23 protein-coding genes are annotated in these 26,005 nt (G+C 69.7%); 13 read left to right on the plus strand and 10 right to left on the minus strand.

The genetic code is table 11. From position 1 onward, the window contains the following. The first annotated feature begins 30 nt into the window (after positions 1-30). Together AU195_RS14445 and AU195_RS14450 are read left to right on the plus strand one after the other, a co-directional pair. The gene (locus tag AU195_RS14445; RefSeq protein ID WP_059159760.1) at positions 31-645 is read left to right on the plus strand and encodes a hypothetical protein; all 615 of its coding nucleotides are present in this window, start codon (positions 31-33) and stop codon (positions 643-645) included. Continuing rightward, positions 642-1,331 (plus strand): hypothetical protein, encoded by a 690-nt coding sequence (locus AU195_RS14450; RefSeq protein ID WP_059159761.1) that lies wholly within the window; start codon positions 642-644, stop codon positions 1,329-1,331. Before AU195_RS14445 ends, AU195_RS14450 begins: the two co-directional genes overlap by 4 nt. Before the next feature lie 48 nt (positions 1,332-1,379). Here the strand turns inward: AU195_RS14450 and AU195_RS14455 are convergent, their stop codons facing one another. Genes AU195_RS14455 through AU195_RS14465 form a run of 3 tightly spaced genes read right to left on the minus strand, consistent with a single transcriptional unit; the run spans position 1,380 to position 5,306 of the window. Then, on the minus strand, positions 1,380-1,808 hold the full coding sequence (locus AU195_RS14455; protein WP_059159762.1) for a CoA-binding protein: 429 nt from the start codon (positions 1,806-1,808) through the stop codon (positions 1,380-1,382). A gap of 40 nt (positions 1,809-1,848) precedes the next feature. Further along, entirely contained in the window at positions 1,849-2,379 is a 531-nt protein-coding gene (locus AU195_RS14460) for an SDR family oxidoreductase (RefSeq protein WP_059159763.1), read from the minus strand. After that, entirely contained in the window at positions 2,376-5,306 is a 2,931-nt protein-coding gene (locus AU195_RS14465) for an MMPL family transporter (protein ID WP_059159764.1), read from the minus strand. Before AU195_RS14465 ends, AU195_RS14460 begins: the two co-directional genes overlap by 4 nt. 303 nt (positions 5,307-5,609) lie before the next feature. Here AU195_RS14465 and AU195_RS14470 point away from each other — a divergent pair, with 303 nt between their 5' ends. From AU195_RS14470 to AU195_RS14485, 4 genes are all read left to right on the plus strand, one after another. Continuing rightward, on the plus strand, positions 5,610-6,083 hold the full coding sequence (locus tag AU195_RS14470) for a hemophore (RefSeq protein ID WP_059159765.1): 474 nt from the start codon (positions 5,610-5,612) through the stop codon (positions 6,081-6,083). Between the two features lie 134 nt (positions 6,084-6,217). Next, positions 6,218-6,616, plus strand: a complete 399-nt coding sequence (locus tag AU195_RS14475) for a heme-binding protein (protein WP_059159798.1) — start codon at positions 6,218-6,220, stop codon at positions 6,614-6,616. A 5-nt stretch (positions 6,617-6,621) separates the two neighbouring features. Beyond that, positions 6,622-7,356: a response regulator transcription factor gene (locus AU195_RS14480; RefSeq protein WP_059097277.1), complete on the plus strand. Its 735-nt coding sequence runs from the start codon at positions 6,622-6,624 to the stop codon at positions 7,354-7,356. Between the two features lie 4 nt (positions 7,357-7,360). Next, positions 7,361-8,698, plus strand: coding sequence for a sensor histidine kinase (locus AU195_RS14485; RefSeq protein ID WP_059159766.1), 1,338 nt, complete (start codon positions 7,361-7,363; stop codon positions 8,696-8,698). Here the strand turns inward: AU195_RS14485 and AU195_RS14490 are convergent. Further along, complete coding sequence (locus AU195_RS14490) at positions 8,686-9,069, minus strand: DUF3054 domain-containing protein (protein WP_059159767.1); 384 nt, start codon at positions 9,067-9,069, stop codon at positions 8,686-8,688. The two genes, AU195_RS14485 and AU195_RS14490, sit on opposite strands and share 13 nt — an antisense overlap. Positions 9,070-9,084: 15 nt before the next feature. Further along, a complete protein-coding gene (locus AU195_RS14495) occupies positions 9,085-10,164 on the minus strand; it encodes a lysylphosphatidylglycerol synthase transmembrane domain-containing protein (protein ID WP_059159768.1) in 1,080 nt (359 codons plus the stop codon). Positions 10,165-10,260: 96 nt separating this feature from the next. Here AU195_RS14495 and AU195_RS14500 point away from each other — a divergent pair, with 96 nt between their 5' ends. Further along, positions 10,261-11,406 (plus strand): AI-2E family transporter, encoded by a 1,146-nt coding sequence (locus tag AU195_RS14500; RefSeq protein ID WP_059159769.1) that lies wholly within the window; start codon positions 10,261-10,263, stop codon positions 11,404-11,406. 34 nt (positions 11,407-11,440) lie between these two features. On the opposite strand, the gene AU195_RS26475 is transcribed toward AU195_RS14500, so the two are convergent. The 3 genes from AU195_RS26475 to trmB form a co-directional block, all read right to left on the minus strand. After that, entirely contained in the window at positions 11,441-14,674 is a 3,234-nt protein-coding gene (locus tag AU195_RS26475; protein WP_502687343.1) for an MMPL family transporter, read from the minus strand. A gap of 103 nt (positions 14,675-14,777) precedes the next feature. After that, on the minus strand, positions 14,778-15,464 hold the full coding sequence (locus AU195_RS14510) for an NYN domain-containing protein (protein ID WP_059159771.1): 687 nt from the start codon (positions 15,462-15,464) through the stop codon (positions 14,778-14,780). After that, complete coding sequence (gene trmB / locus AU195_RS14515) at positions 15,461-16,282, minus strand: tRNA (guanosine(46)-N7)-methyltransferase TrmB (RefSeq protein WP_059159772.1); 822 nt, start codon at positions 16,280-16,282, stop codon at positions 15,461-15,463. The genes AU195_RS14510 and trmB overlap by 4 nt, the downstream gene beginning before the upstream one ends. A gap of 94 nt (positions 16,283-16,376) precedes the next feature. Here trmB and AU195_RS14520 point away from each other — a divergent pair, with 94 nt between their 5' ends. The 5 genes from AU195_RS14520 to AU195_RS14540 all read left to right on the plus strand — a co-directional run bounded on the left by AU195_RS14520 (position 16,377) and on the right by AU195_RS14540 (position 23,456). After that, positions 16,377-17,393, plus strand: a complete 1,017-nt coding sequence (locus AU195_RS14520) for a hypothetical protein (protein WP_059159773.1) — start codon at positions 16,377-16,379, stop codon at positions 17,391-17,393. Next, a complete protein-coding gene (locus AU195_RS14525; protein WP_059159774.1) occupies positions 17,390-18,883 on the plus strand; it encodes a hypothetical protein in 1,494 nt (497 codons plus the stop codon). Before AU195_RS14520 ends, AU195_RS14525 begins: the two co-directional genes overlap by 4 nt. A gap of 198 nt (positions 18,884-19,081) precedes the next feature. Further along, positions 19,082-20,902, plus strand: a complete 1,821-nt coding sequence (locus AU195_RS14530; protein WP_059159799.1) for a phosphoenolpyruvate carboxykinase (GTP) — start codon at positions 19,082-19,084, stop codon at positions 20,900-20,902. A 149-nt stretch (positions 20,903-21,051) separates the two neighbouring features. Then, positions 21,052-22,572 carry a fatty-acid--CoA ligase FadD4 gene (gene fadD4 / locus AU195_RS14535; protein ID WP_059159775.1) on the plus strand — a complete coding sequence of 507 codons (1,521 nt, stop codon included), beginning with the start codon at positions 21,052-21,054 and terminating at the stop codon, positions 22,570-22,572. Then, positions 22,569-23,456 carry an enoyl-CoA hydratase/isomerase family protein gene (locus AU195_RS14540; RefSeq protein WP_059159776.1) on the plus strand — a complete coding sequence of 296 codons (888 nt, stop codon included), beginning with the start codon at positions 22,569-22,571 and terminating at the stop codon, positions 23,454-23,456. The genes fadD4 and AU195_RS14540 overlap by 4 nt, the downstream gene beginning before the upstream one ends. 155 nt (positions 23,457-23,611) lie before the next feature. Here the strand turns inward: AU195_RS14540 and AU195_RS14545 are convergent, their stop codons facing one another. Beyond that, positions 23,612-24,343, minus strand: a complete 732-nt coding sequence (locus AU195_RS14545; RefSeq protein WP_059159777.1) for an SDR family oxidoreductase — start codon at positions 24,341-24,343, stop codon at positions 23,612-23,614. Between the two features lie 101 nt (positions 24,344-24,444). Between AU195_RS14545 and AU195_RS14550 the strand changes: the two genes are divergently transcribed. Then, positions 24,445-25,290, plus strand: coding sequence for an MmyB family transcriptional regulator (locus AU195_RS14550; RefSeq protein ID WP_172800581.1), 846 nt, complete (start codon positions 24,445-24,447; stop codon positions 25,288-25,290). Here AU195_RS14550 and AU195_RS14555 read toward each other — a convergent pair. Next, complete coding sequence (locus tag AU195_RS14555) at positions 25,260-25,997, minus strand: GntR family transcriptional regulator (protein ID WP_082703068.1); 738 nt, start codon at positions 25,995-25,997, stop codon at positions 25,260-25,262. The two genes, AU195_RS14550 and AU195_RS14555, sit on opposite strands and share 31 nt — an antisense overlap. Positions 25,998-26,005: the final 8 nt, after the last annotated feature.

The following is a 26,005-nucleotide window of genomic DNA, read 5'->3' on the forward strand; positions in this document are numbered from 1 at the left end:
TGCCAGAAGCGCACCGGTACCCTCACGGCCATGCCCGACGAGCCCACCGACGAGCGTGCCGACGTGGCCGAATCCGCCGATGACCGGGTGTTCACCGGATTCGGTGTCGCCTCGGCGGTCCTGGCCGCCCTCTCCGTGGCCGCCATCGTGCTGGCCGTGATGATCTGGTCGGGGCACCGTGAGGACTCCGCGGAGCGCGCCTACCAGACCCGCGTGCTGCAGACCGCCGCCGACTGGACCAGCGTGCTGGTCAACATGAACAAGGACACCGTCGACGCCAGCATGCAGCGGCTGCACGAGAACACCATCGGCGATCTGAACGCCGACTTCGATTCCGCGGTGGAGCCGTACCGCCAGCTCGTGCAGCGGCTGCAGACCCGAACGACCGGCCAGGTCGACTCGGTCTCGATCGAATCGCTGCACCACCCGGCACCCGGTCCCGACGGCGGGCCCGCGCTCGCACCCCCGCCGGATCCGCAGCTGTCCGCGTTCGCCGCCCGCACCGACACCGTCCTGGTGGTCGCGACGTCGATCAGCGAGAACGTCGGCAACAGGGAACCACAGACCGTGCGCTGGACGCTGCGCCTCGATGTCTCCGACGTCGACGGGAAACTGATGATCTCCCGGCTGGAGCCGATCCGATGAGGAACCGGTTGCGCGTCCTGGTCTTCGACATCCTGGCACCCGTCGCGGCGATCGCGGGGCTGCTCTACATCGGGCTCGCGCTCGGCTGGCCGCTGTGGTGGGTGTCGGTCTGTTCGGTGCTGTGCCTGCTGATCGTGCAGGCCGTGATCGTCAACGTCGTGCTCATGCGGCGCGACGGCGTCACCGTCGGTACCGACGACGACGGGCCCGGGCTGCGGTTGGCGGTGATGGGTCTGGCGACGGTCGCGGTGGTGGCCGCCGTCGTGCTGGGCTACCAGCGCTGGACGGTGCCCGACCGCGCGTTCACCGCGGACAGTGCCGAGGTGGTGCGCATCGCCAGCAGCGTCTCGGAGGCGACCGCGACGTTCTCACCGCAGAGCCCGACCGCCTCCATCGACCGCGCGGCGGCGCAGATGGTGCCCGAGCGGGCCCAGGCGTTCAAGGACGAGTTCGCCGGGGTGGCCAAGGAGCTGACGAGTAAGAACGTCTCCGCCCAGGCCAGCACGGTGTCGGCGGGAGTCGAGGCGATCGGCCCGCAGGTCGCCAGCGTTGCGGTGGTGCTGCGCGGCACGCAGAGCGTCCCTGGTGAGCCCGTCGACAACGCGGTGCTCGCGCTGCGGGTCACGCTGTCGAAGTCCGACGGGCGCTGGATGGTCGACGACGTCACGCCGATCCACGCCCGGTGATTTCGGTGCGCTTGCGTGCGCTGAGCGGACGGGAGCGCGCCGAAATCGCTACAACAGACGGGCGTAGTCGACCTTCAGGCAGCGGTCCATCACCACCTGGAGACCCGCGGCGACGCCGTCGCGCGCGATCTGCTCGTCCCACAGGCCCTGCTGCAGCCACAGCGTCTTCGCCCCCACCGCAATGGTGTCGCGCAGCACCCCGGGCAGTTCGCTGCTGCGCCGGAACACGTCGACCATGTCGGGCACGACGGGCAGATCGGCCAGCGACGGATACACCGGCGTTCCGTCGATCTCGCTGACCGTCGGGTTCACCAGGTAGAGCTCGAAGTGGCTGGCCGAGCGCAGGTAGTCCCACACCCCGTAGCTCGGGCGCATCGGATTCGCCGACGCGCCCACCACCGCCACCGTGCGGGTCTCGCGCATGATGCGGCGCAGGTCGTCGTGCTCCGGTTCGATCCACTCAGCGGTTTCGGTCATACCCCGAGCATTCCCGGTTGCCGCCGCCGCGACGCACACGTCAGCGCGGGTTGTTGGCGCGCTGCGCGCGGATCTTGGCGAACCGCTCCGACAGCCGGCCCATCCGGATCATCAACGACGCCGACGGGCTCACGTCGCCGTCGATGTAGCTCTGGAACTCGTCGACCGCGACACCGATGCGCGACGCGAACTCCGGGGCGCCCAGCCCCGACCGGTTGAGCAGCAGCTGCACATGGTGGCCGACCTCGGCGCGCTCGGCGGCCGCCATCTGTTCACGGGTCCGCACCAGCACCTCCGCCAGCGCCTTGGACACCCCGTAGGGCTTCGCCTTGTCGAGGACCTCTTCGACCTGGCGTGCGGTGCGGCCGTACGGATCCCGCTTGATCGCGGTGACGATGCGCTGCCACACCGTGAGATCGTCGGTCTCGAGGGCGTCGCGGATGGCCGCTGTGGACCAGAACTCCACGGGCCGGTCATCGATCGACGCGCGCCGGGACGCCGTCGTCAGCGGACGGGTCTCGTCGGAAGCAGCGTCGCGACGGGTCCCCCGCGCGTCGCTCGTCAACGTCACCTCGCCTCCTCGAGCATTGCCACGGCCACCGACAGGCATCGTTGCCTGACCACTGCCCAGTCGGACTCCGCGTCCGGGTCCGAGATCGCGGCGTCGTGCTCATCGGACGGCTGCGGATCGGCCAGGCGGCGCACCAGCTGGGTGGCCACCCACTGCTTTCTCGGCTGCTGCCCACAGTAATACCGGTCCATTCCGGACAGCACGATTGCGGCGGTCTGCGTTTCCATCGACTCCACCAGGTCGGCGAACTCCGCGTAGTCGCGGCTGCTGTTGCGGCACATGATGAGGTAGCTCTTCAGGCGCAGGGTCTCAGCGCCCGTCGGGATCTGCAGCCGGTCGCCCGTCGGCAGCTGCACGTTCGTGGTCTCCACCGGGCCGCGCCGCTCCACCGGCGCCCGCTCGGTGTCGGCCTCGGTCTCCAGCGCGTCGAGCGCGACGGACAGCCGCCCGCGCCACAGCGTGACGGGATGCACCGGCAGCGTCGTGCGCACCGTCGACCCGTTGCCGTCGGCGTGGCCGTTTCGGCCGCGGCGCCCGGGAGTGCGCAAGCGGACCGTCTGGTCGCCGCCGTTGCGGGCCACCATCCGCTGTTTGATCGGCTGGCAGCCGCTGAACGCCAGGGGGTCGGCGACCGTGACGGTCACCGGTGCCAGGTTCTTCATCCGGGCGGCGGATTTCACCATGCCGCGCAGGTCGGCGCCGGACGGGCCGAGCGCGGAGATGTCGTCGGGGATGATGACCAGATCGTCGATCTGCACCTTGGGCAGCGGTTTCTCGAAGTCCACCGACGGCAGCAGCCGGTCCAGCCATCGCGGCAGCCACCAGTTCCACCGGTCGAACATCGCCATCAGCGCGGGTACGAGGATCAACCGCACGATCGTCGCGTCGACGGCGATCGCCACCGCGCATGCCACGCCCAGCTGTGCGACGAGCGGCATACCGGCGAACGCGAAGCCGATGAAGACCGCGATCATGATCAGCGCCGCGCTGGTGATGGTGCGGGCGCTGGTGCTGACGCCGTAGGCCACGGCGTCGCGGGTGTTGCCCGTCTGCAGGAAGCGTTCGCGGATGCGGGTCAGCAGGAAGATCTCGTAGTCCATCGACAGGCCGAACGTCATCGCCAGCACCAGCGGCGGGATCGTGCTGTCCAGCGACGGGATCGGTTCGAAGCCCAGCGGTTCGAGCCACCCCCACTGGAAGACGGCGACCAGGCTGCCGTAGGCGGCGGCGACCGACAGCACGGTCATCAGCACGCCCTTGAGGGCGAGCACCACCGAGCGGATCGAGATCAGCAGCATCAGGAACGCGATCAGCGCGACGAAACCGAACACCAGCGGCTGCGTCTGGGAGACCCGGTCGTCGAAGTCCTTGATCAGCGCGGTGGGCCCGCCCACGTCCACCGAGACGTTCGGCCCGGCCGTCGACGGCAGGTTGGCCCGCATCCAGTCGACGGTCTCGCGGGCGCCCTTGTCCTCGGGGTCGACGGTCAGCACGCCCGACAGCAGCGCGCTGCGGTAGTCGTCGCCGAACTCCAAAGGCGACACCGTGGCGACGTTGGGCGCCTCGGTCATCTTGGCCCGCACCGCTTCGAGTGTGGGTTCCTTACCTGCGGCCGATGCGGCGTTGCCGTCGGGGAAGGTGACCAGCACCCGGACGGGCCCGAGGGCGCCGGGACCCAGCGCCTCGGCCGCGGCGTTGACGCCGCCGCGCACCTCATGGGTGGGCTCGAACTGGCGCTGCATGCTGTTGCCGAGTTCCATCATGAACGCCGGCGCCGCCATGCTGAGCAGCACCACGGCGGCCGCCGTGGCTGCCACCCACGGCCTGCGCATCACCCACCCGGTCCAGCGCGTCCAGAACCGGGACTGGGTGGTGTCGGGACGGCGCGAGAAATGCAGGTAGGACGAGCGTTTGGCGGCGGCCCGACCGAACGTCGCGAGCACTGCAGGGGTGAGCGTCGTGGAGGTGAGCACCGCGACCGCCACCGCGAGGATGGCGCCGGTCGCCATCGACGTCAGCACGGGCGTGTTGATCAGGTAGATGCCGGTGACCGAGGCGATCACGGTCATCCCGGACAGCAGCACCGCCAGCCCCGAGGTCGCCATCGCCGCGTCGGCGGCCTGTTGGGCGTCGCGGCCCGCGCGCAACTCCTCCCGGAACCGCATCAGGATGAACAGCGAATAGTCGACGGCCAGGGCGATCCCGAACATCGACACCGTCGAGGCGACGAACACCGACATCGTGGTGAATGTCGACAGCAGATAGACCAGGCCCATCGTCACCGCGACCGTGCACACGCCGAGCAACAGCGGCATCGCCGCGGCGGCGAACGACCCGAACACCGCGAGCAGCACGATCAGCACGATCGGCAGGTTCCACTGTTCGGCCTGGGCGATGTCGGTCTTGATCGCCCCCGAGGCCGCCGCACCGAGCGCGCCCTGGCCGATCACGTACATCTTGACCTTGCCGTCGCGGAACTCGCCCGGTTCCTCGCCGTCGATGCCCACCCGCGTGCGCAGGTCCTTGGCCACGTCGGTGGCGCCGGTGTTGTTGAAGTCCAGCGACAGGGTGATCACGTACGGCCGGTCGGGCTGCGGCGCCGGCTGCTGCGGATTGGGCGAGATCTTGACGCTGGGCACCTCGGTGGCGATCTGTTCGAGGTGCGCGACCGCGGCGTTCATGTCGTCGTAGGAGGCGTCGGCGCGCGGTGCGGCCACCAGCGCCAGCGGTGACGCGCCCTGACCGGGGAAGTGGTCCTCGAGTTCGTACTGCACATGCAGCGACTGCGAACCCTCGACCTCGAAACCACCGCCGGTGAGGTTCGACGAGTGGTTCAGCGCGAGGTAGATCGAGGGCAGCAGCAGGAGCACCCAGGCGCCGAAGACCGCCCAGCGGAATCTGCGCAGGGTGCCGCTCAAGCGCATCATGAACTGCTGGATGGTGTCTCCTGAGTACTTTCCCGGCGTTTCGCGGCCTGCTGAGCGAGAGCGTACCGCAGCGTGCGGTAAGGTACCGCGCCCTCAACCGAGCTGCGAGCAAGCTGTGACCAAGCCTTTAACCTGCTCTGATACCGATCTCGCGCATCGGGCCGCCGGTGTTACACCGGCCGCCGGGGCCCGATCGGCGCCTCGTCGGATTGGCGGGTGCCCGCACGCGGATGGCAGGATGGCCGTCGGCTGTCCAAGCGTCGGGGGACCTACAGCGACGTCCGGACCTTCTCCAGGAGTGCCATGCCATCGATCAGCCTGCGCCGAACCGTGTTCGCCGCGTTCGCCGTCACCGCCGCGGGCGGTGTCGCGGCCGCCGCGTTGACCATGCCCGCGACCCCGGCGACCGCGGCACCGGATCCGTGCGCGGCCAGCCAGGTCGCCAAGACCGTCGCCGCCGTGGCCACCAACACCTCCAATTACCTGGCCGCCAACCCGGAGACCGATCAGGCGCTGACGACCATCGCCCAGCAGCAGGCCGGTCCCGCGTCGCTCGCCTCCCTCAAGGCGTTCCTCGATGCCAACCCACAGGTCGGGTCGGACATGCAGAAGCTGCAGCAGCCGCTGACGAACCTGTCCGGGCGCTGCAAGCTGCCCGTCACCATCCCGCAGGTGCTCGGTCTGATGCAGGCCGCACAGCAGAGCGGCGCGGCCCAGCCCGCGGCGCCGGTGTCGCCCGCGGCGGGATCGCCGGCCGTCGCGACCAGTCAGCGCTGACGAGGTCCGCAAGATCGGACTTTTTCCCTGCTCTTTACGTTAAGACAGGAAAGTCCGACCGGATTCTGATTAGCTGTGCTGTGCCGTCAACCATCGTGGTTTCGGCCTCTCAGAACAGATGAAGGAGCATGTCCATGTTGCTTCCTGCCCGTACCGCACGACGTGTGGTGGCCGGCGCGGCCGGCATCGGCGCGATTGCCGGTGCGATGATGTTCGGCGCGGTGCCCGCGATGGCCCAGCCGGCGCCTCCTCCGCCGCTCCCGCCGAACTGCACCGCCGCCGATCTCGCGGGTGTCGCCTCCGGCGTCTCCGCGTCCACGTCGGCGTACCTGTTCACCCACCCGCCGGTGAACGACTTCTTCACCAGCCTCGAGGGCCAGTCGCGTGACCAGATCCGGCCGCAGGTGGAGGAGTACCTCAACGCCAACCCGCAGGTGAAGGCCGACCTGACCGGCATCCGCCAGCCGCTGGTCGATCTGAAGAACCGGTGCGGCACGGCGACTCCGCCTGAAGACGACATCGACACGCCGTAGTCGGCGTGCGGGCTGAATCCGGGGAGCAGCCCGAACACGCGGCGCAGGACACCCCCGGTCGCACGGTGCTGATGGTCGACGACGACCCCGATGTCCGCACGTCCGTCGCGCGCGGACTGCGGCATTCGGGGTTCGACGTCCGCGTCGCCGCGAACGGTAAAGAAGCGCTCCGGCTGCTGTCGGCCGAATCGCACGACGCGTTGGTGCTCGACGTGCAGATGCCGGAACTCGACGGTGTGGCCGTGGTGACCGCGCTGCGCGCGCTCGGCAACGACATCCCCATCTGCGTGCTCTCGGCGCGCGACACCGTCAACGACCGCATCGCCGGGCTCGAGGCGGGCGCCGACGACTACCTCACCAAACCGTTCGACCTCGGCGAGTTGGTGGCCCGGCTGCATGCGCTGCTGCGCCGGGCCCACCACTCGGACCGTCCGTCGGACACCATGACGGTCGGGCCGTTGACCATCGACACGGCCCGCCGCCTGGTGTTCGTCGACGGGGAACGGGTCGACCTGACCAAACGGGAGTTCGACCTGCTCGCGGTGCTCGCCGAGAACAACGGCGTAGTGCTGTCGCGTCAGCGGCTGCTCGAGCTGGTGTGGGGTTACGACTTCGACGTCGACACCAACGTCGCCGACGTGTTCATCTCCTACCTGCGGCGCAAGCTCGAGCGCGACGGTCTGCCGCGGGTGATCCACACCGTCCGCGGGATCGGGTACGTGCTGCGGGACGAGCCCTGACGTCGTGTGGTTGCCCCGCGTCTTCCGTTCGGCTTCCCTGCGCACCCGGGTCGCCGTGGCGTCCGCGGCCGCGGCGTCGGCCGTCGTGGCGGCGTTCACGATCCTCACCTCTGTGGTGCTGGCCAACAACGACGCCGCCCAGCTCGACCGCCGGCTCGACTCGATCGTCGACGCGAGCATGTACCCGGAGCAGCTGCAGGACCCCCGGCGCGGGGTGCTGACCACGGGGCGTGACCGGTCGACCGGGCAGGTGGTGTTCCAGCGCGGGTTCCAGCTGCCGAAGCTGCCGCCGGGCACCGAGTCCGTCGAGGTCAACGGCGTGGAGTACCGGGTTCGCACCCTCGTCGTCGAACAGGAGGGCGGCGTGCTGGTGTCGATCGGCATCCGCGCCGACAGCATCCTGCTCAGCCGCGGCCGCATCCCCGAATACGTGTTCGTGGGCCTGGTGACGGTGCTCATCGCCAGCGGACTGGGCTGGCTGCTGGCCGGCCCGGCGATCCGTCCGCTGCGCAAACTCACCGAGCAGACCTCCAAGCTGAGCACGGGCACCGACGAGATGCCCGAGGTGCGGGGCGCTCGGGAGGCCGAGGAGCTGTCCGAGGCGATGTCGGCGATGCTGCGGCGACTGGCCGCCGCCCAGCAGGCCACGACGAACTCATTACAGGCCGCGCAGGACTTCGCCGCCAACGCCGCCCACGAGTTGCGGACGCCGCTCACCGCGATGCGCGCCGACCTGGACACGCTGCGGATCCACGATCTGCCCGACGACGAACGTGACGAGGTGGTCGCCGACCTGTCCCGCGCGCAGCGCCGGGTCGAGGCGATCATCACCGCGCTGGGGCAATTGGCGTCCGGTCAGCTGGCCCAGGCCGCGGACCGGGAACAGATCGACATCACCGACACCCTCGACCGCGTCGCTCGCGAGAACATGCGCTCGGCCCCGGGGGTCGAGATCCTGGTCGACGCCGAGGATCTCGGTACGGTGTGGGGTTTTCCGGACGGTCTGCGTCTCGCCGTCGACAACCTGGTGCGCAATGCGATCACCCACGGCGGAGCCGGCCGCGTGGTGCTGACCGCGCGGCGCACCAACGGGTGGCTGACCATCGTCGTCGACGACGACGGGCGCGGTCTGCCCGCCGAGGAACACCAGACGGTGCTCGGCCGGTTCCGCCGCGGTAGCACCGCGGCCCCGGGTGGGTCGGGCCTGGGACTCGCGCTCGTCGCGCAGCAGGCCGAATTACACGGCGGCACAATCCATTTGGAGGACAGTCCGCTCGGCGGGCTGCGCGCCACCCTGACGGTGTCCACGTCACCCGAGGGTGGGGACCCTCAGCGGCGCTGAATCTGCCTGTGCCGCAGGGCTGTCGCCGCGCCTCGCCAGCCGAACAGCAGCAGCGCGGTGACCAGTGACGCCACGATGATGAAGCTGACCGCCACGCCTTGGCCGCTCAGCTTGCGCAACACCATGCCGACCGCGATCGTGCACACCCACACGATGACCCCGGTCGGGGCGAGCGAGAGCGGCTGCCGCCACGCCCGCGCGGCCAGCCATCCGACCGCGGTGCCTGCCAGGAACGGCCACGAGGTCTCGGCGATGCCCGCGACCGTCAGTCCCTCGGCGTGGCTGCGCCGCCCGATCGTGCAGAACACCACGACGGCGATCAGATCGGCCAGCAGGGCGAGCGCGGTGGTGCGGCGGTCAACGGTCGGCATGGGTGTTCACGTCCATCACTTCGAGTCGGGTGACACGGCGTCGGGGTCGATGTCCTTCTCCGTGCGGAACATGAAGAAGAACACCACCCAGCCGATGGCGGCCAGGAAGATCCAACTGACGAGCCGGTAGATGAGCATGGCGGAGATGGCGCCGGCCAGCGTCATCCCGCTCGACACCAGACCCGGAACCAGCACCGCCTCCACCACCAGCAGCCCGCCCGGCATGAGGGGGATGGTGCCGACGGCGCGGGCGGCGGCGTAGGCCACGGTCAGGCCGGCCAGCGAGGGATGGCCGCCCGCGGCGTAACACGCGAACGCCAGGCAGGCGACGTCGGCGATCCAGTTGAACAGCGACCACCCGAACGCCATGCCGAGATCGCGACGGCCCAACTGCACGGATTCCAACTGCTGCAACAACTCTCGCCATTTCGCCAACCCGGTGTCGACGGGTTTGTTGCGCAGCGAGTTGAACCGGGCGAGCAGTCGCGCGCCGATGCCGTCGATCAGCTCCGGGCGGCTCGCGACCGCCTGGGCGAGCACCAGCAGCGCGGCGAAGCCGCCCAGCGTGAAGATCAGCGACAGCGGGTTCTTGCTGGCGCCGAGCATGAACGCGCCGCCGAGGCCCAGCAGCGCCAGGCCGACACCCTGCAGCACCCCGGACATCACCAGCTGCCACGACGCGACCACCGGGCTGGCGCCCCACAGCCGCTGTTGTCGGTAGAGGAACGTCGCCGACAGCACCGGGCCGCCGGGCATCGTGGTGCTCAGCGCGTTGCCCGCGTAGTACGCCGCCTCCGAGCGCCACTGCCGCAGGTGCACTCCCGCCGACCGCAGCAGGGTGCGCTGGATCTGCGCGAAACTGTGCATCGAGGCCAGCGACGCGACGACGGCCGCGAGCACCCACCACCAGTTCGCGGAGAGCAGGCTCTTCCACGCCTTGGCCAGCTGATCCCAGACCAGCACCACTTCGACGGTGAGCACGACGACCGCGACGGAGATGATCGCCCAGCGGACCCACCAGTACTTTCCGCGGGTGGATCCGTCGGGGTCGGCCCGTCCTCGCTTGGCGTCGTTCGCCGTCGCGTCGTGGGACACGCTCTACAGACTAACGGTGTGCCCGCGCGGATTCGCCTGCCTGGGCGGGCGCGCCGTCACCCGGGGGCGGACCGTGACGACGGTTACGCTCGTCGCATGTCAGACGGTGTGTTCCTGGACGACCAGTCGGTGTCGCCGCTCGTCCGCAAGGCGGCCGCGTGGTCGTGGCGGCTGCTGATCATCTTCGGCGCGCTCGTCGCGGTGCTGTGGGTGGTCAGGCAGCTGGAGATCATCGTCGTGCCGGTGGCGCTGGCCACCATGCTCGCGGCGCTGCTGATGCCCGCGGTCGACTTCCTCGACCGCCGCGGCGCGCCACGCGGCGGGGCGGTCGCGTTGGTGCTGCTCAGCGGCATCGCGGTGGTCGGCGGCCTGCTCACGTTCGTCGTCAGCCAGTTCATCGAGGGCATGCCGGCGCTCGGCGAACAGGTCACCCGCAGCATCGACGGTCTGCGGGTGTGGCTGGTCGAGGGTCCGCTGAACTTGAGCCGCGATCAGATCGACAACGCGGGCAACGCGGCGATCGAGGCGGTGCAGAACAACCAGGAGCGGTTGACCAGCGGTGCGCTGTCGACCGCGGGCACCATCACCGAGATCGTCACCGGCGCGCTGTTGGTCCTGTTCACGCTGATCTTCCTGTTGCACGGCGGGCGCAACATCTTCGGGTTCATCACCAGGATCTTCCCGCCGGAGGTGCGTGAGCGGGTCCGCGGCGCCGGCCGCGCCGGGTTCCACTCGCTGATCGGTTACGTGCGCGCGACGTTCCTGGTCGCACTGGTCGACGCGGTCGGCATCGGCACGGGCCTGGCGATCATGGGGGTGCCGCTGGCGTTGCCGTTGGCGTCGCTGGTGTTCCTCGGTGCGTTCGTCCCGCTGGTCGGCGCGGTGGTCACCGGCTTCCTCGCGGTCATCGTCGCGCTGCTGACCAAGGGGCTGGTTTACGCGCTGATCACCCTCGGCCTGATCCTGGCCGTCCAGCAGCTGGAGGGACACGTTCTGCAGCCGCTGGTGATGGGCCGCGCGGTGTCCATCCACCCGCTGGCCGTGGTGCTCGCGATCGCCGGCGGTGGCGTGCTGGCCGGAATCGTCGGCGCGCTGCTCGCGGTGCCCGCGGTCGCCTTCCTCAACAGCGCGATACGCGTGCTGCTCGCCCGCGACCAGAAGGCCGAGGTGGCGCAGCTCGAGGCCGACGACGGACCGCGCATCCAGGCGGAACCCGACGACGTCGAGGAGAAGGTCGACTAGCTGGTCGGGCTCCTCGCCAGGGTCAGGTGGGCACCTACATCCGGCCCTCGCGGCGCAGCAGGTCCGCCGCGCTCATGCCGCCGCCGCGGCGCTTCTGTTCCTCCGGAGCGTTGAGCTTCTCCGTCGACTCGGGATCCTGCTGGGTCGGGATCTTCGTCGTCGCGTCACTGTCCTCCGGCTGAGCCGGACGCTGCACCGGGATCGCGGTCGTCGGCTCGTTGCCCTCGGGCTCGGGCTTCGGGCCGCCTGCCCGCATGGCCGTCGTCGACTCGGCCGACGGCTGCGGGGGCCGGGGCGGCCGGGGCGGTTGGCCCCCGCCCGGACCTGAGGGGCCACCCGGACCCGCGGGGCCGCCGCGCAGCTCACCGAGCCAGGACTCGATCTCGCGTTCCTCGCGCTTCGGGGCCGGACCGGTGGGCCGCGGAGTCCGCTGTGTGGTCGCGGTGTTCACCGCACCGCGCACCGCGTTCTTCGCCATCGACAGCCGCGTCGTCGGCGGCTCCTGTCCGGAGGTGGGCCGGTTGGTCGGGATCCGGCTCGTGCCGGCGACCGACGGACCGTTCAGACGAGGCGGACCCGGGGGAATGCGGGTCGGTCCGACACGGCCCTCGATACCGGGGTGTGTCGGATCGTGCGGGGGACGCGGCCGCGGCGGCACCGGAGCGCCGGCACCGACGAGGGCCTGATCGTCCGCGGGGTCGCGGACGGCGGGACGCTTGCGCTCGTCCGGCAGTTCGGTCTCGCCGAGGCCGAGTCGTTCCTGCAGGCGCTTCATCCAGCGCGGCGCCCACCAGCAGTCGTCGCCGAGCATCTTCATGATCGCGGGCACCAGGAACATCCGGATGATCGTCGCGTCCAGCAGCAGCGCCAGCAGCAGGCCGAACGCGAGGTACTTCATCATCACCAGATCCGAGAACACGAACGCTCCGGCGACCACGGCCAGCACCAGCGCGGCGCCCGTGATCAGGCGGCCCGTGGTGGCCGTACCCACCCGGATGGCCTCCGCCGTGGACAGCCCGCGTTCACGGGCCTCCACCATGCGCGACACCAGGAACACCTCGTAGTCGGTGGACAGACCCCAGATGACCGCGATGATCAGGCCGATCATCGGCGCCATCAGCGGCTGCGGGGTGTAGTTCATCAGCCCGGATCCGTGCCCGTCGACGAACATCCACGTCAGGATGCCCATCGTCGAGCCCAGGGTCAGGGCGCTCATCAACGCGGCCTTGATCGGCAGCACCAGTGAGCCGAACGCCAGGAACATCAGGATCGTGGTCGTGACGATCAGGATCGTGACCATCAGCGGCAGCCGGTCGAACAGGCTGTGGATGCTGTCCTGCTCGAGCGCCGGGGTGCCGCCGACCCACACGGTGACTCCGCGCGGTGGCGACAGGGCCCGCAACTCGTCGATCTTTTGCGCGGCGTCGTTGCGGTTCTCCAGACCGTTCTGGATCACCCGGACCGACGGGTCCTTGGAGCCGCCCTCCTGGACCGACCGCTCCTGCCACATCTTCGACGGATCGTTCTCCGGGTCGATGAAGCCGTTGATCGACATGGCCTTGGCGCGCATGTCGGCCACCTGCTGATCGGTGACCGGCTCACCGTTGTCGTTCTTGAGCACGATCGTCAGCGGTTCGGTGCGGAATCCGGGGAAGCTGCGGTCGAAGTCCTCCTGCGCCTGCCGGACCGAGTTGTCCGGAGGCAGGTACTTCTCGCTGATGCCGCCCAGGGACAGCTGTCCCAGCGGGATGACCAGCAGGATCATCACGATGATGATCGGGAAGGCGAAGGCGCCGGGGCGCTTCATCACGCGGGTGACGAGCTTCCCCCAGAATCCGCGCTCCACCTCGGCGCGGGTCTTGGTCTTCTGCGTCTTGTCCGACAGCCAGTTCAGCCACCACACGATGGGGCGACGCGCCAGCGGCACGTACCGCGCCAGGGCCAGGCCGAACGTGACGATGACGAGGAACAGCACGATGCCGAGCAACATCCCGTAGACGCCGCTGCCGATGACGTCGTTGTCCCGCAACGCGGTGATGCCGTAGGCCATGGCGCCGTAGAGCGCCGTGTACCCGAGGACCAGGCCGATGAGAGCCAGGTGGGCGCCCTGCTCACCCGTCTGCTTGATGCGTTTGCGGGCGATGTGGCCGAGCGCGATGCCCACCGGTGGGACCAACAGCCCCAGCGGGATCGACGCGATGGCGAAGGTGTTGGTCTTCTGCACCGACGGGTCCGACGCGATCGGGTCCGGTTGGGCGAACTTGATCAGCGTCCTGACGCCCAGCGCGTCGACCCGGGGCCCGAGGATGGCCAGGGCGGCGGCCAGCACGGTGATCGACAGGATCGCCGCCAACATGACCGAGGCGATGATCGCGTAGGTGATCGACTTCAAGAAGCCCTGCGGGAACAGCAGCAGCGGGACCGACGAGGCGACCAGGATCACCGCCGAGAACATGACCGTGCGGCCCGAGGTCATCACCGTTCGGCGGATCGCCGCCTCGGTGTCGTACCCCTCGGCGAGCTCCTCTCGGAACCGGCTCACCATGAACAGGCCGTAGTCGACGGCGATGCCCAGGCCCATGAGCGTCACCACCGGCTGGGCGAAGAAGTGCACCGGGATGAACTCAGCGGCCAGGCGCATGATGCCCAGCGCGCCGGCGATGGTCAGGCCGCCGATCAGTCCCGGCAGCGCGGCGGCGATGACACCGCCGAAGACGAAGAACAGGACCACGCAGACCAGGGGGATGGCGGCGACCTCGGCGCGCTTCTGGTCCTCGCCGATGCTGCCGGTGAGCTCGCTGGCCAGCGGGTTGAGGCCGGCCAGCTGGATGTCGCCGTCGTTGATCTCCTGCAGGGCAGGTTCGACGACCTGGTAGTTCTTCAGGATCTCGTCGTCGGTCTCGCCCTTGAGCGGGATGCTGACGAAGGTCTTCGACAGATCCTCGGTCTTCATCTGCTGCACGGTCTCGCTGGCGGCGTCCGGAGCGCGGAGCCAGCCGACCCAGCTGACCACCTGGTCCGGATGGTCGGAGACGAAGGTGTCGAGCTGGCCGACGACCTCGCGCTGCCACTCCGGGTTGTCGACCTTTTCGCCGTCCGGCGGGGTCAGGATCGCCACGACGTGGCTCGTGCGGTCGCGGCCGTACACCTCGTCACCGGCGACCGAGGCCTGCACCGACTGGCTGCCCTCGTCGTAGAACCCGCTCTGCGTGACGTGGTTACCGAGACTGATCCCGTAGATGCCGCCGCCAAGGCACAGCGCCACCATGACACCGATCACTATGTACCGATATCGGTATACGTTTCGACCCCACCAGGCGAACACGTAAGCTCCTTACCAATTCATGTCGACCGCGCTGTGGCCACAGTTGTCACACACGCGAGGTCAGCAGCGCGGACAGCGGCCGGAACGGCTGCAGCCATGCTCCCTGCTCAGGCAGCGAATCGAGTCCGATCCGCGGCAACGGCTCCCGGAAAACACCAGGAATGTCTTCCAGATCGACGAACTCCAAGGTATCCGACGCTAGCGCCCAGCTCGCATGTTCGCGAAATCCGAGCACCTGCACGGGGATCCCCTCGCGGGCGATCTCTTCCAGCGGCAACCGGAACGCCTGACCGTCCGCCGAGGCGACCAGCACGGCGGCCAGCCCCTCGCGGCGGCGCAGCGCGATGTGGTCCAGCATGTCGCTGTCCACGTCGCTGTCCTCGTCGATCTTCGGTTTGGCGAACACGGCGAAACCTACGTTGCGCAGCGCCTCCACCCACGGCCTGACGACGTCGGCGCTTCCGGGGGCGATGTTGGTGAACACCGTCGCCTCGGGCTCCAGCGTGACGTCCTCGCGACCGGCGGACAGGTCCGCCGTGCGGGCGAGCAGCCAACGGCCCAGCGCGTCGAACCGCGGCCGGTGCGCCGCCGTCGGCCTGCCGCCGATGATCGAGCCGAGACCCATGTCGAGGTTCGGCGCGTCCCACACCAGCAGCACCCGCTGTGTGCCTACGGGCGGACCCGCGGGCGGTGGTGGCGGCGCGACCTGCGGGATGTCCTCGGTGACGCTCATGGCGCCTTCTCCCAGAGAAGTTCGGTGACGTCGGGACCCGCTAGGGCCTTGCGCTCGTACTTCGTGACGGGCCGGTGTGTCGAGATCGGCAGGTCCGCGTCGGCGCTCACCCTGCGCAGGAGCGGTTCGGCGTCGCCCACCTCGGCGATCTGCTCGGCGTAGCCGGAGTGGTCGGTGGCCGCGTGCAGGATGCCGCCGGGCCGCAGCCGGTCGGCGATCAGCGCCACGGTCGACGGCTGCAGCAGGCGGCGTTTGTGGTGGCGGGCCTTCGGCCACGGATCGGGGAAGTACACCCGCACGCCGGTCAACGAGCCGCTCGCGAGCATGTGCTCGAGCACGTCGACGCCGTCACCGCGGATCATCCTGATGTTGCGCACCCCGGCCCGGTCGATGCCGGTGAGCAGCTGGGCGAGGCCGCGCCGGTACACCTCCACCGCGATGACGTCGATGTCCGGTTCGTCCTGCGCCATCGCCAGCGTCGAGGTGCCGGTGCCCGAACCGATCTCCAGCACCAGCGGTGCAGTCCGGCCGAACCACGCCGCCGTGTCGAGCAGCGCTGCGGGCCGGCCGTCGTCGTCGCGTGCCTCGGTGCCCAGCTCGGGCCACCGCCGCTCCCAGGTCTCCTGCTGCCCACCGGACAGCGCCGAACGGCGCGACCGGAAGCTCGTCACCCGGCGGTGGCGGTGCGCTGAGGGGGCGTCGTCCCCGGCTGGCGCCGGTGAACCGGTCGAGTCGAGCGCCGGCCCGCCGGCCGAGTCGAGCGCCGGCCCGCCGGCGGTGTCCGACTCGCGCGCGTGCATCCGTCCATGGTGTCTCATCGGTGCCGGACCACCCCCATCGTGGTACAGATTGATACCCAACAGTTGCCTTCGGCTGGTATGCCAAACATCCGTATGTGAGGCGCCCCGACAGATGCCACGATTTCCCCGGGACCCGGAAGCCGTGACGGGTCGACGGAGGGAGGGTGCCGCCATTTTCGTCGACGTGCTGACACGCTTCGCGCAGGAGTATGGGGACACCGCGGTGTCGGCGGTCGCCGCCAGGGCGCGGGCGCCGCTGCGGGTGGCGGTCAGCGGTCGCGCCGGGGTGGGCCGGAGCACGCTGATCCGCGCGCTCGCCGGTGAAGGGCGTCGGATCGCTCGCGCCGATGACGGTCCCGGCAGCGCCGACATCGCTGTGGTGGTCGTCGCCGAGGCGGTCAAACCGGAGGACGTGTCGTCGGTGGCGGCGTGGCGCGACGCGGGCGTGCCCGTGCTGGTGGTGCCCAACAAGGCCGACCTCGCCGGGCCGATCCCGTCCGGTCCGCTGCGGCGCCTGCTCGCCGGGGTGCCGGTGGAGCCCGCGGTCGCGCTGCTCGCCGACGTCGGCCTCGACGCCGCCGAACTGAGTGCGTTGCGGACGCTGGCCGCGCACCCGGCCGATCTGCGGTCGGCGGACGCCTTCCTCGACGGCGCCCACCCACTGCCTCGCGACGTCCGCCTGCGTCTGCTGCGCGCCCTCGACCGGCGCGGTATCGCGTACGGCGTGCGCGCGCTCCGCGACGGCGCCGACCCGCGCGATCTGCCTGCGCGGTGGCGCGAGCTGAGCGGTATCGACCGGGTACTCGGCCGCATCGACACCCTCGCCGCGCCGGTGCGGTACCGCCGGGTGCGCGCCGCCCTCGCCGATCTACAGGGCCGCGCCGCGGGCGACGAGCGGGTGGCGCAGTTCCTGACCGGCGACGACGTGGTGCTCGCGGTGATGACGGCGGCCGTCGACGTGGTGCAGGCCGCAGGACTGGAGGTGGACCGAGGCGACGATCCCGTCGCGCATCTGCGCCGGGCGGTGCGGTGGCGCGGTTACAGCCGCGGACCGGTCGGCCCACTGCACCGTGCGTGCGGCGCCGACATCTGCCGTGGCTCGCTACGACTGTTCGAGCGTCGCCGGTGACCGCCGCCCCCGATCCGGTCGCGGCCGCCGATGCCGTGGTCGCCGCCGTGGACCCCGCGCTGAGCTCGCCGGGGGTGCAGCGCAGCGACACCGTCCTGGTCACCGGTCCATGGCTGGCCGGGGTCAGCAGCCTGATCGCGGTCCTGCGCGCCCGGCTGCCCGAGGTGTCGTTCGTCGAAGCCGACGAACTGCCCGCCGGCACCGCACCGCTGGCCGTGGTGTTCGCCGTCTCGGCGGTGTCTCCGCTGGCCGACTCCGACTGCGAACTGCTCGACCTGGCGGCCGACCACACCGACTGCGTGATCGGCGTCGTCACCAAGGTCGACGTCCACCTCGACTGGCGTGAGGTCCTGGCCGCCGACCGCGACCTGCTCGGCGCGCACCGCCCGCGCTACGCCGAACTGCCGTGGGTCGGGGTGGCGGCCGCCCCAGAAGACGGCGATCCTGCGGTCGACGATCTGGTCGCGCTGCTGCGCGAGACCCTCGGCGGTCCGAAGATGGTGCGGCGAAATCGATTGCGGGCGTGGGAGAGTCAACTCGAGAAAGTGATCGCGCGCTACCGCGCCGACGGTGACGGCGCCGACCGGCAGGCACGGGTGTCGGCGCTGCGGTCCCAGCGCGACGAGATCCGCCGCGAAAGACGGCTGGAGAAGTCGCAGCGCACGATCGCGCTGCGCAGTCAGATCCAGCAGGCCCGCGTGCAGTTGGCGTACTTCGCGCGCAACCGGTGCGCGTCGGTGCGCGGTGAACTGCAGGAGGACATCGCCGAACTGGGCCGACGGCGGCTCACGGCCTTCGAGGACGTCGTGCGCGGACGCGCGGCCGAGGTGATGACCGAAGTCGACGAGGGGATCACCACCCACCTCACCGCCGTCTCCGCCGACCTGCACCTGGACCCGGCGCCGCCGACCGGCGAGCCGGTCGCCGTCCCCGACTTCGCCGGGCCGCCGCTGCGGGCGCGTCGCCTGGAGACGCGGCTGATGATGCTGCTCGGCGCCGGCTTCGGACTCGGGGTCGCGCTCGCGGTGAGCCGGCTGTTCACCGGGGTGGCCCCGGGTCTGGCGGTCGCCGGTGTGCTCGCCGGTGCGGCGGCCGGGCTGGCGGTCGCGGTGTGGGTGGTCGGCATCCGCGGACTGCTGCACGACCGCGGCATCCTGGACCGATGGGTCGTCGACGTCACCGCGACGCTGCGGTCGGCGGCGGAGGAGGCGGTCGCCACCCGGGTGTTGGCCGCCGAGGCGGCGCTGACCGCCGCGCTGGCCGCGGAGGAGGAGGCCGACGCCGATTCCGCCGCTGCCCGGATCGCCGAGATCGACGCCGAACTGCGGGAGCACGCGGCCGCCACGGCCCGCGCCGCGGCCCTGCGCGACCGTCGGCTACCGAGCTTGCTGCGCGCCCTGGAGGCCGTCCGTGCCGAGTTGTACGACAAATCACCCGACGAATTCACCGACGTGCGCGAACGAAATTCCGGAAAAACCGTCGGTTACTGATCGGTACGTGCGTTATTTGCTTTTCTGAATCGTTCCTGTGAGTCATCGGACATAGATCCGAATTCCTTCGGGTATGTCACCCACGTTAACCTCGGGAACAAGGGACGACCGTGATCGCCGTTGATCTCGTTCTTCGGCGTCATCGTGGGCCTGCGTCCTGGCGGAACCTAGTGCAGGAAGATGCAGGAGAATCACAGTATGACTTCAGCCACCATTCCGGGTCTGGACACCGCTCCGACGAAACACGAAGGACTGCTGGCCTGGGTTCGGGAGGTCGCCGAGCTGACGCAACCCGATCGTGTGGTGTTCGCCGACGGTTCCGAGGAGGAGTGCGCCCGACTGACCCAGCAGCTGGTCGACGCAGGCACCTTCAAGAAGCTCAACGACGAGAAGAAGCCGAACTCCTACCTCGCGCTGTCCGATCCGTCGGACGTGGCGCGCGTGGAGTCGCGCACCTACATCTGTACCGAGCGTGAGGTCGACGCCGGTCCGACCAACAACTGGATGGACCCGGCCGAGATGCGCGGCATCATGACCGACCTGTACCGCGGTTCCATGCGGGGCCGGACCATGTACGTCGTCCCGTTCTGCATGGGTCCGCTCGACGCCGAGGATCCCAAGTTGGGCGTCGAGATCACCGACTCCGAGTACGTCGTGATCTCGATGCGGACCATGACCCGCATGGGGCAGGCGGCGCTCGACAAGCTGGGCACCGACGGCTTCTTCGTCAAGGCGCTGCACTCGGTCGGCGCCCCGCTCGAGGCCGGCCAGCAGGACGTGCCGTGGCCGTGCAACGACACGAAGTACATCACCCACTTCCCGGAGACGCGCGAGATCTGGAGCTACGGCTCGGGTTACGGCGGCAACGCGCTGCTGGGCAAGAAGTGCTACTCGCTGCGGATCGCCTCGGCGATGGCGCACGACGAGGGCTGGCTCGCCGAGCACATGCTGATCCTCAAGCTGATCTCGCCGGAGAACAAGGCGTACTTCATCGCGGCGGCGTTCCCGTCGGCCTGTGGGAAGACCAACCTCGCGATGCTGCAGCCGACCATCCCAGGCTGGCGCGCGGAGACCGTCGGCGACGACATCGCCTGGATGCGGTTCGGCAAGGACGGCCGGCTCTACGCCACCAACCCCGAGTTCGGGTTCTTCGGCGTCGCGCCCGGCACGAACTGGGACTCGAACCCGAACGCGATGAAGACCATCGCCGCGGGCAACACGGTGTTCACCAACGTCGCGCTGACCGACGACGGCGATGTGTGGTGGGAAGGCCTGGAGGGCGAGCCCGACCACCTGATCGACTGGAAGGGCAACGATTACATCCTGCGGGAGACCGAGACCAAGGCGGCGCACCCGAATTCGCGGTACTGCACGCCGATCTCGCAGTGCCCGACGCTGGCGCCGGAATGGGACGACCCGCAGGGCGTGCCGATCTCGGCGATCCTGTTCGGCGGCCGCCGCAAGACGACGGTCCCCCTGATCACCGAGGCGCGCGACTGGCAGCACGGGGTGTTCATCGGCGCCACGCTCGGCTCGGAGCAGACCGCCGCCGCCGAGGGCAAGGTCGGCACGGTACGGCGCGACCCGATGGCGATGCTGCCGTTCCTCGGCTACAACGTGGGCGACTACTTCCAGCACTGGATCAACATCGGCAAGCAGGCCGACGAGTCGAAGCTGCCGAAGGTGTTCTTCGTCAACTGGTTCCGCCGCGGCGACGACGGGCGTTTCCTGTGGCCGGGCTTCGGGGAGAACAGCCGCGTGCTCAAGTGGGCCATCGAGCGCATCGAGCACAAGGCCGACGGTCGCAGCACCCCGATCGGCATCGTGCCGACAGCCCAGGACCTCGACCTCGAGGGCCTGGACGTCGACCCGGAGGACGTGGACGCCGCGCTCGAGGTCAAGCCCGAGGAGTGGCGCCAGGAGCTGCCGCTGATCGAGGAGTGGTTCGAGTTCGTCGGCGAGAAGTTGCCCACCGGCATCCGCGACGAGTTCGACGCACTCAAGCACCGTCTGGCGTAGTTCTTTCCACCGCGAGCGTGCCGTGTCTGATCCCCGACACGCCGCTCGCGGTGTGCTTTTTGCGCACGTTCGCGCTCGGTCGACGGGTGTGTTCACCGCCATAGTCAGGCTCTTGACACCTGTCAAATCACCTTTAGTACAGTCAGCGCATGCAGATCCGTGACACCGCCGTCGCCACTCCCGACAAGCCCGCCGTCATCATGTATCCCGCCGGCACCGTCGTGACGTTCGGGGAGCTCGAGGCGCGGGCCAATCGGCTGGCTCACCTGTTCCGCGACGCCGGCCTGGTCGAGGGCGACGCCGTCGCGATCCTCATGGAGAACAACGAGCACATGCACGCGGTGATGTGGGCCGCGCGTCGCGCCGGGCTGTACTACGTGCCGATCAACACCCATCTCACCGCGCCCGAGGTGGCCTACATCGTCGACAACAGCGGCGCCAAGGCGATCGTCGGGTCGGCGAAGCTCGCCGAGACCCTGAGCGGGCTGGGCGCCGAACTCCCGCACGGCTTGCCGCCCGTCCTGCTGATCGTCGGGGGCGAGCTCGACGGCTGGCAGAGCTACCCCGAGTGCGTGGCCGACAAGCCGGACACCCCGATCGCCGACGAGATCGAGGGCGACCTGCTGCAGTACTCCTCCGGCACCACCGGGCGCCCGAAGGGCATCAAGCGCGAACTGCCGCATCTGCCGCCGTCGGAGTCGCCCGGCATGATGGCCGCGCTGGTCGAGTTCTGGATGCACCCGGACGCCGTGTATCTCAGCCCCGCTCCGCTGTACCACACCGCGCCGTCGGTGTGGTCGATGCAGACCCAGGCCGGCGGTATCACCACCGTCGTGATGGAGAAGTTCGACGCGGAGGGCGCGCTCGACGCCATCGCGAAACACAAGGTGACCCACGGCCAGTTCGTGCCGGTGATGTTCACCCGGATGCTGAAACTGCCGGAGCAGGTGCACACCTCCTACGACGTGTCGAGCCTGGAGCGGGTCATGCACGCGGCGGCTCCGTGCCCGGTGGAGATCAAGAAACAGATGATCGACTGGTGGGGCCCCATCATCGACGAGTACTACGCCTCCTCGGAGGCGCACGGTTCCACGCTGATCACCGCCGAGGAGTGGCTGACGCACCCCGGTTCGGTCGGTAGGCCGCTGACCGGCGTCCTCCACATCGTCGGGGAGGACGGCAGCGAACTGCCGCCGGGGCAGGCCGGTGAGATCTACTTCGAGGGCGGCTACGACTTCGAGTACCTCAACGACCCCGAGAAGACCGCCTCCTCACGGCATCCGCTCGGCTGGAAGACCGTGGGCGACATCGGATTCCTGGACGAGGAGGGCTACCTCTACCTCACCGACCGGCGCCACCACATGATCATCTCCGGCGGGGTGAACATCTATCCGCAGGAGGCCGAGAACATGTTGGTCACCCATCCCAAGGTGATGGACGCCGCGGTGTTCGGTGTCCCCGACGACGACATGGGGCAGAGCGTCAAGGCCGTGGTGCAGACCGTCGACCCCGCCGACGCCACCGATGCCTTCGCCGAGGAGCTGATCGCGTGGCTGCGGGATCGGCTCGCGCACTACAAGTGTCCGCGGTCGTTGTCGTTCGAGCCGCAACTGCCGCGCACCGACACCGGCAAGCTCTACAAGCAGGAGCTGATCAAGAAGTACTCGTGAGCGATCTGGTCGAACTGGGCGGCGGCATCCGTGTCGCCGTCGAAACCCCCTGTGACGACGCCTCGTTCACACTGACCGAGGAGCCGTCCGACGATCGGCGTGTGGTCACGGTCGCCTCGGTGGCCGACACGCTGGCCGAACTCGACCAGCGCTGCCGTCGCTGGCCGCTGGCCGCCGCCGTGTGCGACGACGTGCTGCGGGCCTTCGATCCGGCGCGGTCCACGTTCGCCGGCGTGATCACCGAATCGCTGGCCTACTCGACGTTGCAGTCCGGGCCGGAGTTCGGCCGCTGGCTCGCCGACCGTGGTCCGACGCACGTCCCGGAGACATCGGATCCCGTTGTGGCCGAACGCCAGGACGGTCGCCTGACCATTCTCTTGAACCGGCCCGGACGCCACAACGCCTTCTCCACCGGCGCCCGCGCCGCACTGCTCGAGGCCCTCGAGGTGGCCCGTCTGGACCCCTCGGTCGAGGAGGTGGTGCTCGGCGGTATCGGCCGGTCCTTCTGCAGCGGAGGTGATCTCGCCGAGTTCGGCAGCTTCGACGACCCGGCCTCGGCTCACCTCGCCCGCACCCGGCACAGCCCGGCGTTGGTTCTCGACGAGGTGACGGCACGTCTCGGCCGCGGTTGCCGCGCACACGTGCACGGTCAGGTGCTGGGCAGCGGACTGGAGATGGCGGCCTTCTGCGGGTGGCTCGTCAGCGCCCCCGACGCGGTGTTCGGTCTCCCCGAACTGGCCCTCGGCCTGATCCCCGGCGCGGGCGGCACGGTCAGCATCACCCGCCGCATCGGACGGTGGCGAACCGGCTATCTGGTGCTCTCGGGGCGCACGATCGACCCGTCGACCGCACTGCACTGGGGTCTGATCGACGCCGTCGAGTGACCGGGAGAAGGGGCGAGGAGCGCCCGGGGGGATGGGCGCTCCTCGCGCTTCGGGGAGGGTCGGTACCGACCCGTCCGCAAGTATTCAAACGGGTCCGGCCCGGTTTTAGTTCCCATGGCAGTGATTGACTGCTCGTGCGAAAACCGCCACTACCGTCAGCGCTGGCGCGCGGGCCGCACGATCACCTCGTTGACGTCGACGGCGTCGGGTTCTCCGATGGCGTAGGCGACGGCACGGGCGATCGCCTCCGGCGGGATCGCGGCGGCGCGGTATTCGCGCATCGCCTCGGCGGCGCCCGGGTCGGTGATGGTGTCCGCGAGCTCGGATTCGACCACCCCGGGTGAGACGGTCGTGACGCGGATCGACGGGTCGGACTCCTGCCGCAGTCCTTCGGTGATCGCCCAGGCGGCGTACTTGGTCGCGCTGTACACCGCGGACGTCGGCACCACCTCGTGCGCGCCGATCGACGCCACGATGACGAAGTGTCCGCCGCCGAGCCGTCGGAAGTGCGGCAGGGCCGCGGCGATGCCGTGGAGCAGACCACGGACGTTGACGTCGATCATCGCGTCCCACTGGTCGACCAGGAGGGCGTCGAGACGCGAAAGAGGCATGATCCCGGCGTTGTTGACGATGACGTCGATGCGGCCATGGGTGGCCACGGCGTCGTCCACGAACGCGGCCGCGTCGGCGCGGTCGGTGACGTCGAGCCGACGCACCGACAGGCTGCCGCGCTCGAGATCGGCGGTACCGTCGGCGAGTTCGCGCAGGCGGTCCACCCGGCGCGCGCCTGCGATGACATGGTGGCCGGCGCGGGCGAGGTGGGTGGCGACGGCGGCGCCGATCCCGCTGCTGGCTCCGGTGACGAGGATGATCTTCGAATCGGTCATGAATCCCAGCCTCGGGCGGTGCGCGGCGCGCAACCAGGATGCGGTGTGCCTGGGTGCGCCACACCCAGGCAGACGCCGTGGCGCGCCCCTATCGTGGGGACATGTCCGAACTGGGTGACTATCTGCGCAGCCGGCGGGCGCAGGTTCGGCCCGCCGACGCGGGTCTGGTGTCGACGGGTACCAGGCGGGTACCGGGACCTTGCCGCGAAGAGGTCGCGTGGCTGGCCGGGCTCAGCGTTGACTACTACGTGCGGTTGGAGCAGGGCCGGGAGCGCTCACCGTCGGCATCGGTCCTCGACGCCCTCGCCGCGGCACTGCGCCTCGACCACGACGGCCATCGGCACCTCTTCCGGCTGGCCGGTCTGGCGCCCCGGCCGGCGGCCGTGAAGACCTCCGACCGCGTCGACCCGGCATTGCTGCGGCTGATGGCGGCGTGGCCGGACAACCCCGCCCTGGTCTACAACCGTGCGTACGATGTCCTGGCCGCGAACCCGCTGGCGCACGCGCTCTTCGGCGACTTCGGATCCGGTGGCAACCTCATGCTGCTGGCATTCGAGGAGCCCCGCGCCCGCGCCTTCTACGTCGACTGGCAGGACATCGCGGAGAACGCCGTCGCCGGGTTCCGGTTGAACTACGCTGCCGCGCCTGCGGATTCACGCGTCCAGGCGGTACTCGCCGAACTGCTGAACAACAGCGCCGAATTCCGCGCGCTCTGGGAGCGGCACGACGCCCGTGGGAAGTCGTTGACGCGCAAATCGTTCCGCCATCCCGACGTCGGGGTGCTCGAGCTGACGATGCAGACGTTCGACGTTCGGTCGGCGCCCGGCCAGGAATTGGTGGTGTACGACGCCGAACCGGACAGTCCGAACGCCGATGCGCTCAGATTGCTCGGCAGCATCGCCGCCACCGCCGCGCCTCAGCTCGAGCGGCGCAACGTCACCCGATAGGTGTACTGCTCGGGCACGAAGTGGCTGACCGACAACTCGACCGGCCGGTCCGCCTCGTCGGAGTAGAGCCGGTCGACGCGCAGCATCGGATGTCCGGGGGTGCAGCCGACCGCCTCGGCGACGGCCTCGTCGGCCGTGGAGACCGTGATCGACTGCGCCGCTTGGGCGATCGGCGCGGTGAGGTGCGGTTCGAGGAGCCCGATGACGGTGTGCGTGCTCACCGCGCCGGTTCTGAGCGCCTCGTCCCCGGCGACGTGGCACGCGACGTCGGGCGGTAGGTGCACGGTCGTCGAGACGAACGGCACCCCCTGGCCCGGTGGTCCGTGCAGCCGACGGAAGACCACCGTGTGCACGATGTCGTCATCGAGGCGCAGCCGGCTCGCCGCCTGGACGTCGACGCGCCGCCCCAGCCCGCACACCACCTCCATCGTGGTGTCCTGCGACAGGCTCATCAGATCCTCGATGGAACCCAGTTGGCGCAGATAACGACCCGCCTCGCGGGCGTAGGTGCCCCGTCCCGGAACCCGGTACACCACGCCTTCGGCCACCAGGTCCTGGAAGGCCCGCCGCACCGTCTGACGTGAAAGGCCGTGCCGGGCGACGAGTTCCGATTCGGTGGGCAGCCGGATGCCACCGCGGTAGCGACCCGCGGCGATGTCGCCGCGCAGCTGGTCGCGCAGCGCCCGGTAGGCCGGCTCGGCTTTGATCGCGGGCT

It is taken from the genome of Mycobacterium sp. IS-1496 (assembly GCF_001499995.1).
Lineage (GTDB): Bacteria > Actinomycetota > Actinomycetes > Mycobacteriales > Mycobacteriaceae > Mycobacterium.